The 14,021-nt window shown below is 43.7% G+C and carries 12 protein-coding genes; 9 read left to right on the forward strand and 3 right to left on the reverse strand.

Going from position 1 to position 14,021, the window contains the following annotated elements; all coding sequences use genetic code 11:
* The first annotated feature begins 595 nt into the window (after positions 1-595).
* Complete coding sequence (locus tag FLM48_RS18200) at positions 596-2,872, forward strand: AAA family ATPase (RefSeq protein ID WP_179025642.1); 2,277 nt, start codon at positions 596-598, stop codon at positions 2,870-2,872.
* 136 nt (positions 2,873-3,008) lie between these two features.
* Positions 3,009-3,989, forward strand: coding sequence for a hypothetical protein (locus tag FLM48_RS18205; RefSeq protein ID WP_179025643.1), 981 nt, complete (start codon positions 3,009-3,011; stop codon positions 3,987-3,989).
* Between the two features lie 367 nt (positions 3,990-4,356).
* On the opposite strand, the gene FLM48_RS18210 is transcribed toward FLM48_RS18205, so the two are convergent.
* The gene (locus FLM48_RS18210; protein ID WP_179025644.1) at positions 4,357-5,946 is read right to left on the reverse strand and encodes a GMC family oxidoreductase; all 1,590 of its coding nucleotides are present in this window, start codon (positions 5,944-5,946) and stop codon (positions 4,357-4,359) included.
* A 63-nt stretch (positions 5,947-6,009) separates the two neighbouring features.
* A complete protein-coding gene (locus FLM48_RS18215; protein WP_179025645.1) occupies positions 6,010-6,519 on the reverse strand; it encodes a twin-arginine translocation signal domain-containing protein in 510 nt (169 codons plus the stop codon).
* 216 nt (positions 6,520-6,735) lie between these two features.
* Here FLM48_RS18215 and FLM48_RS18220 point away from each other — a divergent pair, with 216 nt between their 5' ends.
* From FLM48_RS18220 to FLM48_RS18230, 3 genes are all read left to right on the forward strand, one after another.
* Positions 6,736-7,704, forward strand: a complete 969-nt coding sequence (locus FLM48_RS18220; protein ID WP_179025646.1) for a hydrolase — start codon at positions 6,736-6,738, stop codon at positions 7,702-7,704.
* A 13-nt stretch (positions 7,705-7,717) separates the two neighbouring features.
* Positions 7,718-7,957: a YheU family protein gene (locus tag FLM48_RS18225; RefSeq protein ID WP_179025647.1), complete on the forward strand. Its 240-nt coding sequence runs from the start codon at positions 7,718-7,720 to the stop codon at positions 7,955-7,957.
* A 114-nt stretch (positions 7,958-8,071) separates the two neighbouring features.
* Positions 8,072-8,959: a phosphoribulokinase gene (locus FLM48_RS18230; protein WP_028774566.1), complete on the forward strand. Its 888-nt coding sequence runs from the start codon at positions 8,072-8,074 to the stop codon at positions 8,957-8,959.
* 427 nt (positions 8,960-9,386) lie between these two features.
* Here the strand turns inward: FLM48_RS18230 and FLM48_RS18235 are convergent, their stop codons facing one another.
* Positions 9,387-10,166: a sel1 repeat family protein gene (locus FLM48_RS18235; RefSeq protein WP_372847166.1), complete on the reverse strand. Its 780-nt coding sequence runs from the start codon at positions 10,164-10,166 to the stop codon at positions 9,387-9,389.
* 440 nt (positions 10,167-10,606) lie between these two features.
* Here FLM48_RS18235 and crp point away from each other — a divergent pair, with 440 nt between their 5' ends.
* From crp to FLM48_RS18255, 4 genes are all read left to right on the forward strand, one after another.
* Positions 10,607-11,242, forward strand: a complete 636-nt coding sequence (gene crp, locus FLM48_RS18240; protein WP_011864391.1) for a cAMP-activated global transcriptional regulator CRP — start codon at positions 10,607-10,609, stop codon at positions 11,240-11,242.
* An 82-nt stretch (positions 11,243-11,324) separates the two neighbouring features.
* Positions 11,325-11,660: a PepSY domain-containing protein gene (locus FLM48_RS18245; RefSeq protein ID WP_256870973.1), complete on the forward strand. Its 336-nt coding sequence runs from the start codon at positions 11,325-11,327 to the stop codon at positions 11,658-11,660.
* A gap of 316 nt (positions 11,661-11,976) precedes the next feature.
* Complete coding sequence (locus tag FLM48_RS18250; RefSeq protein WP_179025648.1) at positions 11,977-12,651, forward strand: response regulator transcription factor; 675 nt, start codon at positions 11,977-11,979, stop codon at positions 12,649-12,651.
* 2 nt (positions 12,652-12,653) lie between these two features.
* Complete coding sequence (locus FLM48_RS18255; protein ID WP_179025649.1) at positions 12,654-13,982, forward strand: ATP-binding protein; 1,329 nt, start codon at positions 12,654-12,656, stop codon at positions 13,980-13,982.
* Positions 13,983-14,021 lie beyond the last annotated feature (39 nt).

Consider the following 14,021-nt stretch of genomic DNA (forward strand, 5'->3'; position numbering starts at 1 on the left):
ACTGTGCCTATGAACGAGAGGCATGGATGCCGAACTGGCCTTTAAATAGGGATATTGTTTGAATACATCCATGTAGGCTTCACGGCGGAGTCTGATGTGAATGGATTCACAAATGCCGCGATGACACAGGCTAATAGTTGGCTTTCGCCTCCCAGCGAGGGAATGTGCGATTGTGCTTATGACACGCCATAAATACATCCATGTAGGCTTCACGGCGACGTCCTGTCGCCAAGAGTCAACGCACATTCACACTGGGATATTTATCTCTTCGAATTAGCATTTTAGGTATTAAAAATGATTGCGAGGGGTAAATAAGTTCTGTAAATTCAGAAATATAAAAGTGTGCAACCACTCTCATTTGTAAGAGTTAACGAGATAACAGGCAAGCAAAGCGTGCATGCGCGTTTCTACCGAAAGTGTATTGAATACAATTTTGCAGATTTTTCGTTATTGAGTTGTTTTGAATGGATTTTTAGTTGAAATTTGAGTGCATGCTTTCTCAACGAAGCTTGGCAAAACGCGCAAGCCGTATATACAAATGTTATATGCTTCGGACGCAGGCATGTTTAAGTGTCGAATTACAAAAGAGATATAGATGTTAGAAAGAATACATAGAATAAGAGGTATAGGGCTTTTACATGATGCCGATGCAAGAGCTCATGGACTACAGAAAGCCAGTTTTATCTATGCAGATAATGGACGTGGTAAATCAACACTAGCTTCATTATTTCGTTCTTGTTCTACGAATAAGCCTGAATTACTTGTAAACCGCCGTACGATTGATGGTAATAATGACCAAGAAGCAATACTTCAATTTTCTAATGGACAACGTTCTAACTTTCAAAATGGTAGTTGGGATGTCGAGCGTCCAGAACTTTTAGTATTTGATGCCGATTTCGTAGAGCAAAATGTTTATGCAGGCGGACAAGTTACTGCCGACCAAAGAAAAAACTTATTACAATTTGCACTTGGCGAAAGTGCTGTTGTGGCGCAACAAGAATATGATCTTGCAGATAATCATGCGAGAACAGCAGCCAGCTCTTTACGAGAAACAAGCAATCAATTAGAAGTGTTACACAGAGGTTTGACGCAAACTCAATTTCAAAGAATAGCCGAAGTTGTAGATGCAGATGACCAAATATCCATTCTTAATGGCAAAATCGTTGAAGCTCAAAACATCGGGCTAATTCAAGCTAAGGTATTGCCTCAGCAATTAGTATTGCCGACACTTAATGTGGATGATGTTTTCAATATTTTTGGTATGTCCCTTGAAAATATTGACCTAGCTGCAGAACAGCAAGTTAAAGAACATTTAAATATTCACAACAAAAATCGTTTAGAGAAATGGATAAGTGATGGGCACGCATATGGTGATGAAGGTAATTGCTTGTATTGCAACCAACCTCTTCATGGGGTCGAATTAATACAGGCATATCGAAGTTATTTTAATCAAGATTATAATCAGCTTAAATCAGATGTTTCTCGGCTGGCAGGCCTTATTAACGCAAGCTGCTCTAATGAGATAATTGACAGATTAAAGGCACGGTTTGAAACTGCCAGTGCAGTCATTGATGGTTGGCAGGAACATGTAGAGGTAATACCTCCAACATTCGATGAAAGTTCAGCAAGAGATGCTCTTTCTAATATTGAAAATCTGCTAAACGCTTTGAGAGAGAGAAAAGAAGTCAATTTGCTTGATTCTGTTGGCTCTGAAGAGGATAGAAGCGAAGTTGCTAGAAACTGGCAGGAAGTTTTAGATGTTGTTGTTGCATGTAACGAATCAATTTCAAATGCTACAGCTGTTATAACAGACTACAAAAACAATTTGGCAGCTCTAAGTATTGATAATTTGCAAAACCAAATCCGTGATTTGGAATGGGCTAAAACACGTTACAGGCAAGATGTTATAGATTTATTTGCACAGCTCGCGTTGGATAAAGATCAAGACGCAGCCGCAAAAGCTGAAAAGCAAACTAAGAAAGATTCCTTGAATCAAATCATGCAGGCAACACTAGAAAGCTATAAAGATCGTATTAATGAGCTTTTACGCGGTTTTGGTGCTCAATTTCTGATTCCTAATATTGATTTCAATTACCGGGGTGGTTTGAGAAGTGATTATGTGCTGCAAATGCGCGGTGCCAATATTGCTTTAAATGGCGGCGTGCCAGATTTTAAGACTTCCTTGAGCGAAGGTGATAAACGCACATTAGCTTTTGCTTTCTTCATAGCTTCTGCAGAGTCTGATCCTGATTTAGCCAACAAGGTTGTCGTAATAGATGATCCAATGTGTAGCTTAGATCTTAATAGAAAACAGCAAACACGTACTGTTTTGAAGAGATTACATGATAGCTGCGAGCAAATAATTGTTCTTGCACATGACGTTCATTTTCTTCGCAACCTTCGTGATGATGTGTTGCGTACCGGAAGCCCAAACGACATTAAATGTTTAAAGTTAAAATCAGTTATTAATCGCTATAGTGACTTCGATGTAATTAATCTTGATCAAGAATGTGAAAGTGCATATTTCAAATGCCACCGCATGCTTGATGAATATATAGTTGGCAATGTTCAGAGTAGTATGGAAATAGCTAGATCAATTAGGCCTATGCTTGAGGGGTATCTACATAGACGTTTTCCTAATCTGATAAATGGCGGTCTTTTGTTTGGTCAAGTTATTGACTTGATAAGTAATGCACAACCACCAAGCCCCTTAATTAATGCTCAAAACATTACTAACGAACTAAATGAGATAAATCGTTACGCAGGACAATTTCATCACGATACTAATCCTGCGGCAGACCAAGTTCAAATTACAGATGGTGAGCTTTTAAGCTTTGTAGAAAGATCGCTAGCTGTGATTTATGCTGGATAAACATATTAGTAATCAGCACATAACAAGGCCATAAAGTCGGATTCGTAACAGTTGGCTCGGTTCCGCTTCGCTACACATTTTAGCCAACTGTTACTCACCGCTTATGGCGGGGTTATAAGCCAATGGAGAGTTAAGCGTGGATTTGCAAGATGTAACTAGAAACCAACACTTTGTTCCTCAAGTTGAGCAAAGGTTAAATGCAATTAATCCATCTGCTAAAGTAGTGAATCAGAAGATATATTCATTTAGCGTAGTTGACCGTGAAAATTACGGAATTGAATTAGATTCACCCAATGGGTTTAAAATAAATAAAACGCTAAGTCTAACTGATATATTCAGTTTTGATGTTTTGGAGACGGAAGCTGAAAGGTATAATTTCGAAAAATTATTTCACCAGTACGAATCGGATATTAAACTTAATACCGAAAGTTTGATATCAAAGCTTCCAAATACTAGCTCAGATATAAAGCCTGAAGTACTTAACCTATTTATTTCCAAATTATTAAATTTTATTCGAAATCCTTATTCAATAAAAAAGGTATTGAATACATTTCCCTCTCTTAAAAATGTTCACCCAACGAATCCTATCCATTATCAAAATTTTCAAAGAGTACTTAAGGGTAGAAAGCCACAGCAGCAACATTTATGTGAGCACTTGGGTGTAACAGAAGAAGAGTATGCTGACTGGCTGTCTATTATATTCTTACTATTAACGCCACTAGAGGATGGTCAGCCTAATTTTTTTGAGCAAGTCGTAAAGGGGCTTTATGAGAACCCTGATACTTTTATCATGATTATTGTATATACATTTGATGAGAAAACATGTCTCTTATCTGATAGGGGGTATAGCATTCCACTACCCGAAGATCAGCACACAGCATGGGACTTCAATTTAAATTCTCATGGGTTTATCAGATACATCTTTGGAGATTTGAACTCATTGGCTCCCTCTAATGCACCGAAAAGCCTTATAGAAGCATACAAATCACGCCCAAAATCAATTAGTGTTCATCACAAAATCAATGAGTTAGAATCATTAGAACAATATAATAAGCATGTTGTTTATCAATGCCATGAGAATGTATTCAATTCTAGCGTTGAGTGCTATGGCTTATAACAAGCAGCTGCAATCTGACTCCGCAAACTGTCACGCTTTTTGTGGATATTTGGGTCAGGGTCAACTTTATTTAAATACCATATTTTCCCCATCCCACGACTCGACTTTAGACTCCTTGATCTAACGCATTTCTGTCCAAAAACCATTTCACAAAGAGCAAGCTCAATTCGAAGAAATAATTGACCCAGTGTAGATGCGGCTGAGGGTATCGAAAACATGGATGTTTTCGTTAAGCGGCCATGGAAGGCGCAAAGCGTCCCGAAAAAGCATCTGCACACCCCCGCTGGAGGCGAAGACACGCTCCCCTATCAAGCGATGAATAACCCTTTATGTCAGAACTTCATGCTTCATTACCCACCAGCAGCTATCACTTTGGCTGCAACTTTTGCGCTAAATGAGTAGCATTGCGGGCCGTGATCCCGTAAATCGATAATTGCGGATTGGCACCTAAGCTGGTTGGGAAAATAGAGCCATCCATCACCGATAAATTATCATAGTAGTGGGACTCACCATAACTATTCACCATCGCCATTTTCGGGTCCTCGCCCATTGGACAGCCGCCCATAACATGGGCTGAGGCCACAATGGTTTTAAGTGGGGCTAAATCTAACTCATTGATCACCTTTTTAGCTTGTTGCCATGATGACAAATAAGGCGCACCTTCAGTGATAGGTAATACTTGCTGAGCCCCAGCAGCAAACTGCAGCTCCGCCATGCTGGCATAGGCCCGCCTTGCCGCACGCCAAAACGCATCGCTCAATGGGTAGTCCAAACTAAAGCCATGATCGGTAAGCTGAACCTGGCCACCTTGACTATCTGGATGGTAACCATCACGCACCAAGGCGATGGTGACTTGCAGTTGATTAAATTTAGCCATCAATTCTGCATGGCTTTTACCATAGCCTAAGGTCTTTGAGGCAATTAATATTGGGTGAATTGGTGGCACTTCAAGTTTATAGCCTAGCTCGCCATCGGCATCGTCTTGCCACACAAATTGATCGCTATAAATCGACTGCGGTGCGCCAGCATGGCCATTGATGGGATCATTGAAAATCGCCCCGCTCAATAGTGTTGGATGTAAAAATGTTCGCTTGCCTAGTAATTGGTGTGGATCCGCCACTTGTGAGCGCATAAGCAGTGCAGGAGTATGAATTGCGCCTGCTGATAATAAGTAATGTTTGGCTTTCACGTTAACCGCAACGCCACTGGGGGTAAGGGATTCGGTTAATGCTTGGGCTTGCAGGCCGGTAATTTTATCGCCTTGATGCTCAAGCTTGGCCACCTTGACGCGGCTCAATAGCGTCGCGCCGCCATTGAGCGCTGAAGGTATGGTTGTCACTAACATCGACTGTTTAGCATTAACAGGACAACCCATACCGCAATAGCCGGTATTCCAGCAACCTGACACGTTGCGCTTAATAACGGTATATTCCCAGCCTAGGGCTTCACACCCTTGCTTAAGCGCCATGTTATTGCGGTTTGGCTCATAGTCCCACTTGGCGATATTGAGCCGCTGCTCCATCTTTTCAAACCAAGGGTCGAGCTCATCGCGCGACAACCCCGCGATACTTTTATCGCTGGCCCAATACTGCAATGCGTTACGCGGCGTTCGAATAGAGGTTGTCCAATTGACTGTAGTTGACCCGCCAACAGCGCGGCCTTGAAAGATACCGATCGCCTTGTCTTTGGTTTTCATGCTCGCCGCTTGCTGGTACAAATTAGGGTATGCGCGGCGCTCTTCCATATTAAAACTATTGGACGATTTAAGCGGGCCTGCTTCAATGATCATCACTGATAATCCGGCTTGAGTGAGGATCTCAGCCGCGACACCGCCACCCGCGCCACTGCCGACAATGACCACATCCACTTGATAGTGCTGAGGCTCAGTTAAGGTGCTGCCATCTACATGTTGCCAGCCAGACGCTAAGCCAGTTTCAATGGGATCTTCAATACTCAAATGCTATCTCCAACAACAGGTGACTTAGGCAGTAAATGGCCTAACATCAGGATGATTTGCTCACTAGGACTCAAAATATTTCGGCTTATCATAGTGCAGATGATGCCAATGCTCGGGGCAGCTGTAATAGCTCGCCATAATTAAATCTCGTAGTCCGCCATAAGCGGTCACCATCATGTCGAGATAGTGTCCACGCCAGCTCTCTAACAGTGCTGCGAGCTCTTGAGGATTGCGCATCATCAATGGGGTCATATTGCCAGTGAGTAATAGCAAACCTAAACGCTGCTCCAACAATTCAAGCAGTTGCATTAGCTCTTCACGTTGATCTTGTGGCAACACGCTAATGGTTTGTTCTATGGCATCTAAAGTGCGGGTTTGCGCCGCTAATCGGTGTGACTCAACCGTTGGAAAAGCGCCATCTAATATCACTGGCAATAATACTGAAAATAGCAATCTATGGGGGTTATCTAACGCCGGATTAATATTAACCGCGGGCGGCGAATAAACATTAACCCCAAGGGCTAATGCGCCGGTTCCCACCAAGGCCGTGGTCAAGAATGTACGTCGCTTCATAAACCTAACTCCAACTACTTTGCAAGAACTTGCTCGCAGCAAGCCCAAACCGCCCAGTGAGAATAATACCCGTTTGATAGTAACACTGTGATAGCATTAAACGTTACTTAGCTACTGACTGCTTCTGCACCACAAGCCAGCGCGCTATAAACCTGATATTAATAACAATAACTATTAATTAAACACATGTTTTAATTTTCAGCAATAGTCTAAGATATGAACACAGAAACATTCAGCCCGCCTTGGTGGGCCAAAAGCCCCCACATACAAACGATTCTTCCGGTACTGACTAAGGTGGCCAGACCAGCGTTAAAGCGCCAACGTATCGAACTCGATGACGGTGACTTTATCGACTTAGATTGGTTGCGCGTGCCCGACCCCGGCCAAGCTTTGGTTGTGCTACTGCACGGCCTAGAAGGCAGTGCCGACTCGCATTATATTCGTCGCATGCTACGTCATTGCCAGCAGCACAACCTTGCTGCTGTGGTCCATCACCACCGTAATTGCTCAGGTGAAAACAATCGCCTTGCACGTAGCTACCACAGTGGTGATACCGGTGATATTGCCCAAGTACTACGCCATTTAAAAAATCATTATCCGCAAAGCTCATTACTTGCGGTTGGGTACAGTTTAGGCGGCAATGTCCTCACCAAATACTTGGGAGAGCAGCAGCAACACAGCTTGATTGAACGTGCCGTTGTGGTCTCTGCCCCATTGCAGCTTGCCGCATGCGCTGAGCGGCTTAAAAGTGGTTTTTCACGGGTTTATCAAAGCCATCTGATTAGACAGCTACAACAGAAAGTTCGCGATAAACTCGCAGATAAACAGCTAGCAGGTGAAATGCCTGTCGCACCGTCGCAGGTAGAACATCTTAAGACCTTCCATCTATTTGATGATCAAGTCACTGCGCCATTACATGGCTTTGATGGCGTAGAGGACTATTACAACAAGGCCAGTGGTTTACCCTATTTGCAGCACATTAAAAAGCCGACTCTGGTGCTACACGCCGCGGACGATCCATTTATGAATGAGGCCGTGATCCCCTCTGCCCCGCAGCTATCACAAGCGGTCAATTATGAGTTACACTCGCGCGGCGGTCATGTTGGCTTTATTAATGGCGGCACGCCTTTATCACCACAATATTATTTAGAGCCAAGAATCATACAATTCTTAAGCTCACAATGAGGATGATTACATCATGTTAGTGCCTTTCGATGCGCTGCAGCAGCTGCCTAAAACTACGCTCGACAATATGGTCAAAGAGTATCTACTCACCCAGTTAGAAGATGGCAGTTTTGCAAGCTTAGATGAAACCGCGCTACAACAAGCCATTGCCCAGTGTATGCTCGCGCTAAAGCGTGGAGAGTTGGTGGTTGAGTACAGTGAAGAGCAGGAATCGATAGCGATTCGGCCACAGGCAGATACCATCAATAATTAAACTATATCGGCCACTTCCATTGACCTTATGTAGTCGTGTGCCGTATAACTATCTATTCATTGATACGCAATTTAAGGTGTCTTTAAACGCGAAACGCGCGACCTAGGTAATGACATGTCAGCTAAACATCCAATCATCGCGGTGACCGGTTCTTCAGGAGCAGGTACCACCACAACTACAACAGCTTTTAGTCATATATTCAGACAACTAGGCATTAATGCCGCTGTAGTTGAAGGGGATAGCTTTCACCATTACACCCGCCCAGAAATGGAGTTGATGATCCGCAAGGCACAAAGCGAAAATGGCAACATTAGCTATTTTGGTCCTGAAGCAAATGACTTTGAGCGCTTAGCCAAATGTTTTGCCGATTACAGTGCCACGGGTCAAGGTGAGACACGCGCATACCTACATACCTTCGATGAAGCGGTACCTTTTAACCAGATGCCGGGCACTTTCACTCAATGGCAGCCTTTACCTGATAATACCGACATGTTGTATTACGAAGGCTTACACGGTGGTGTGGTGACCGATGATCACGATGTGGCGCAGCATGTGGATTTACTGATTGGTATGGTGCCTATCGTCAACCTAGAGTGGATCCAAAAGATCATTCGCGACACCTCCGACAGAGGCCATAGTCGAGAGAAAGTCATGGGGTCGATTGTGCGCAGTATGGATGACTACATCAATCATATGACGCCGCAGTTTTCACGTACCCATATTAACTTTCAACGTGTCCCTACCGTAGATACCTCCAACCCCTTTAGCGCCAAAACCATCCCAAGCTTAGATGAGAGTTTTGTGGTGATTCGGTTCCGCGGTATCAACAACGTTGATTTTCCCTACTACCTGAAGATGATTGATGGCGCGTTTATGTCGCGCATTAATACCCTAGTGGTACCAGGCGGTAAAATGTCATTGGCAATGGAGCTAATTCTTACGCCGCTAATCCGTGATCTAATGGAGAAGCGTCAGCAGCTATTATCACTCGACAATGAGTAATCGCTCTCAGCAACACTAAGTTAACCTTAAGTTTCATTTAAGTATGATCGCGTAGACTTCATCTTATCGGGATTTCAGGCGAAAGACTGATAAGTTAGCTTACTCTTGGGAGTGAATTCCCCCATCTTGATCTGTTTGTTTCCTTGAGTTTGCTAGCTGCCCGATGCCTTATTCTCTACCTAGTTTTACCTCTTTGTTGTCAGCAAAACTCACCCCATCTCGCTTGTATTTAGCTATACCTCTCAAGCTGAAAATCACTACAATTTTACAACCATTTATTTACAATACTATCGCTTTAAAAGCCCAGTATTGACCGTAACCCATGCCGTTTCCGGCTGGCTTAACCAAATCAATAAACGCTGCCAAACGCCAGGCGTAGGAAATAAAAAAGGAGCCGTAGCTCCTTTAGTTTTGCATGTTAAGTCAATTACTGACCTAAGGGGATAATTTCGCGATAAGGTTGCTTAGACTGATAAGTTTGCAGACGCTGCTCAAACTCATCTGAGCGATTGATCTCCGCAGTCTGCTTTAATGCATCAATGGCTTTTTGTTGGGTTTGAATCGCTAACTGAAAATCACCTAGCTCTGCATAGGCTGCAGCGAGGTTGTCTAAGTTAGTCGGATCTTGCTCGTTAGATTCAACTAAGCTTTGGGCAATCTCAACCGCTTTTGTGCCATTGCGATATTCAGCTTCTGGGCACGTTGCAAGAATCCAGGCAACATTGCCGCGCGACACATCATCACCTACGGCATTAAAACGCTCAACCGCTTTGCCGCAATTACGCTCAACACCTTCACCGCCTGCTGCATAGATAAAGCCTAAGCGAAATTCCGCCCACTTATTACCTTGCTCACTAAGCGATAGGTACCAGCGCTCTGCCGTGGCTAAATCACGACTTACAATGTTACCTTCAAAAGTTAAGTCCGCTAATGTTTGCTGGGCTTTATCATGGCCTTGCTCTGCAGCACGTTGCATCCACTGCATTCCCAAAGGCTTATCTTCTGTCACAAATCGACCTGATAAATACATCAAGCCCAATAAAAATTCTGCTTCGGCATCGCCATGATTAGCACGCAGCTCAATATGAGCTAACTTACTGGCTTTAATTTCACTCGCGGGTTGCGGTAAAGAAAATGCTTGGACATGACTTGAAACGGCTACACCACAAATGATGCTTAAGCTCATGATTAAAGAACGACAATTCACAATACTTATCTCCCAGCCCTTTGGTTTACTTTTTTGCTATTCGACACACGCTTTTGCTTATTCATTCAATTTTTGTAAGCGGGTGTAAATCGTGTTAGTAACTACACGACTCCCAGCACCGTAGCAAGAATGCCATAGCAAAGTCGAGAAAAATACGCATTAGATTGTAAAGAACTGAAAATTTAGCCGCCATAAGCTAGGCTCACTAAAGCGTCGAATGTGATTTGACCTGCATAGTTTCCTCAATAATTATGCATTTAGACGGTATTGGTTGACATATATTGCTAATGTATCAAAATATCCAACCATCGATTTAAGCTGTTTACGCCTTTGTCGTTCACAGGAATCAGACTTCTATCAAGTTTTTTAAGGCCTGATTGACGTAAACTGCTTATTTAGCATATTCTTGTATTTTAATTAATCTGTCGAGGAACACAGGCATGGCTCTGATTGGTAAGCCGAAACCGGATCCAACCTTGGAATGGTTTTTATCACACTGTCACATTCACAAGTATCCAGCCAAAAGCACATTGATCCACGCTGGTGAAGACTCTGACACCCTATATTACATAGTCAAAGGTTCTGTGGCTGTGCTAATTAAAGATGAAGAAGGCAAGGAGATGATCCTGTCTTACCTTAACCAAGGTGACTTCATTGGTGAACTTGGTCTGTTTGAAGAACAAGCTGAACGTACTGCATGGGTACGTGCTAAACAGGCATGTGAGATTGCAGAAATTTCTTACAAGAAATTTAAGCAGCTCATTCAAGTTAACCCAGAAATCTTAATGAAGCTTTCTTCGCAAATGGCTTACCGCTTACAAAGCACTAGCCAGAAGGTAGGTGACTTAGCTTTCCTAGACGTTGCAGGCCGTATTGCACAAACATTACTGCACCTAGCTAAGCAACCTGATGCGATGACTCATCCAGACGGCATGCAAATTAAGATCACTCGTCAAGAGATTGGTCAAATTGTAGGTTGTTCTCGTGAAACCGTTGGCCGTATCTTAAAGATGCTTGAAGAGCAAAACCTGATTCAAGCACACGGTAAAACTATCGTAGTGTACGGTACACGATAAGTTAACATTAAGTTAGGTTTAATAGATCTTCGATAAAGTGGTCTGAGTTAATCTCAGGCCACTTTTTTATTGGAGAACGCTAGTGCTAAACACCGCTTTTCGTAGCTTGATTGCGCTTATGTTCTGCGTATCCAGTACGACGTTTGCCACTTCGTTAATCGAACTCGAACATAATCAAGCCAAAGATCTCGTCTCCGCAGGCAAAATCTTACCCCTTGATATCACCCTATTTCAGGTGCAAAACTTTTGCGCCGGTAAGCTACTTGATGCCAACCTATTTCAGTATCAAGGTCATTGGGTCTACGAGCTAAAAATAAAGTCGACTCGTGGCAGCCGTGCCGCCATTATTGTTGATGCTTCAACCGGAACACTCCAGCCCAATAGTAAACTCCCCAGCAGCTGTCGCCCCAGCGAGTAGTGATATACCAAAACTTGAACGTAGAATGACTATGCTCTTCATTCCTTGCCTTACCTCAAAGCGGCTAAACTCTCGCTGAGCGATCAAATCTTTATACTGACTGGTATTATACTATCTCGATAGATAAAACATGTTATCTAGATAGCGCTTTAGCAACACACCTCTGCCCTATTTGCGGTTAAACAGGTATAATGCCTAGTAATTGCCCTACCAGTTGACATCGGCACTGACTCATAACATGCTGAGTGAGATTAACGTCAATATGTTAGGCCGACCACAATTAGATAACGCATTGAAGCAAAGGTGAAAAGGTAATATGAAATTACTGCTCGTTGAAGATAATACCCTGCTAGTCGAAGAGTTAGAAAAGCAATTAAAGCAAGCGGGATACGTCACTGACGTGACCGATAAAGCGACCGAAGCGGACTATTTAATCAAAGAGACCAATTATGACTGCGTCATCTTAGACATTGGTTTGCCTGACGGTAATGGCTTGGAGTTATTAGAAACTTGGCGTAACCAAGGCATTAATACACCAGTGATTATGCTTACCGCGCGCAGTCAGTGGCACGAGAAAGTGGAAGGCTTTAACGCTGGCGCCGATGATTACCTAGGCAAGCCATTCCATACCCAAGAACTGTTAGTCCGTATCCATGCGCTTATCCACCGCGCACACGGCAAAGCCAATACACCTAGCAAAGAGCTGAGCTTCGAAGGCGTGACCTTAGATGAAAATCAGCAAAGCGTGCAGGTAAATGACACCATTTTCGAACTCACTGCAATGGAGTTCCGCCTGCTTAAAATCTTCTTGATGTCACCTAAAAAGCTGTTATCCAAAGCACAACTGACCGACAAGCTTTATCAATTCGACGACGAGAAAGAAAGTAACGTCGTTGAAGTTTATGTGACTCATCTACGTAAGAAACTAGGCAAAACCGCCATTGAGACCCGTCGTGGTCAAGGCTATATTTTTCACGGCCTTAATAAGTAACCATGATTTCAATTCGCAGCAAGCTAAGCCTGTGGCTAACAGGCTTAGTGATTATTGCGACACTAGCCGGATTGGTATTATTTGAAACCATGCTACGGCAAGCGTTTCATGACTCAATCATTGATCGTTTAGAAGAAGACCTTGAGCAAGTGTTGATGGCCGTTGAGTATGAGAACGGTGAGATCTACATCGACCAGGGCGAAATCTCCAGTTTTTATAATCCTGTTTATTCTGGACGCTACTTTCAGCTCAATATTGTGGGCAAAGAGCTGCGCTCGCGCTCACTGTGGGATCAACGCCTCGATGTAAAAGTACTCGCTGCTGGTGAAACCCGCGTGTGGCAAACCAAAGGCCCGCAAAATCACGATATCCAACTGCTGTCTTTGGGACTGAGTACTGAAACCTTGTCCCTGCCCGCTACCATTACCGTTGCCCAAGACTTAAGTATCGGCCGCAAAGTCTTTAGCCAAATCTACGGCACTAAGCTGGGAATCAATTTAGCGCTTTTGTTAGCCATGATCACCGGCATCATTTTAGTCTTAAGACAGTCGTTTAAACCGGTCAACGAAATGCAGTTGGTACTCAATAAGCTGCGTGAGGGGGAAATTAGCTCCCTAGAGGTGGATAAAATCCCACAAGAGCTGCAACCTCTGGCCACCACCTATAATGACTTACTGGTCTATTCAAGCAAGCAGATAGAGCGTAGCCGCAATAACTTGGGCAACCTGAGCCATGGTCTCAAAACACCTTTAGCGGTCATGCAGCAGCAAGTAGAAGCCCTTGGGCTTAGAGATCCTGATGCAGCCATTGCCATGCAAAAGCAATTAGATCATATCCACAAGATGATTGAGCGTAAATTGGCCGCGGCGCGGATCACCGGTGATATGCTACCTGCTGCGCAAATGCAGGTACCCAAAGATTTGCTCGATTTATGCCAAACGTTAGCCAAAGTTCACCATCACAAAGACATTGATTGCCAGGTTGATATTCCAAGCGCGATTAGCCGTTTGCCAATTCACCGTGAAGACGGCATGGAGCTAATTGGCAACCTACTGGATAATGCTCATAAGTGGGCAGCAAGCCAGGTTCGCGTCTGTGCCGACACGCAGCAAGGCATACGCCTATGCATAGAAGATGATGGCCCAGGGGTGGAGAGCCATGAACTGGCTCTACTGACTAACCGCGGTAAGCGACTCGACGAAGACACCATGGGCCATGGTCTCGGTCTATCCATTGTCAAAGACATTGCAGAGCAGTATCAAATTGACTTGGCCTTTGAACACAGCACCGAATTAGGTGGCTTAAAGGTGACCTTGGAGTTCAAAGCATAAAAAAAGCCAGCGATAAGCTGGCTTTTTTTATAACGGGCA

The sequence above is a fragment of the Shewanella sp. Scap07 genome (assembly GCF_013394145.1).
Lineage (GTDB): Bacteria > Pseudomonadota > Gammaproteobacteria > Enterobacterales > Shewanellaceae > Shewanella > Shewanella waksmanii.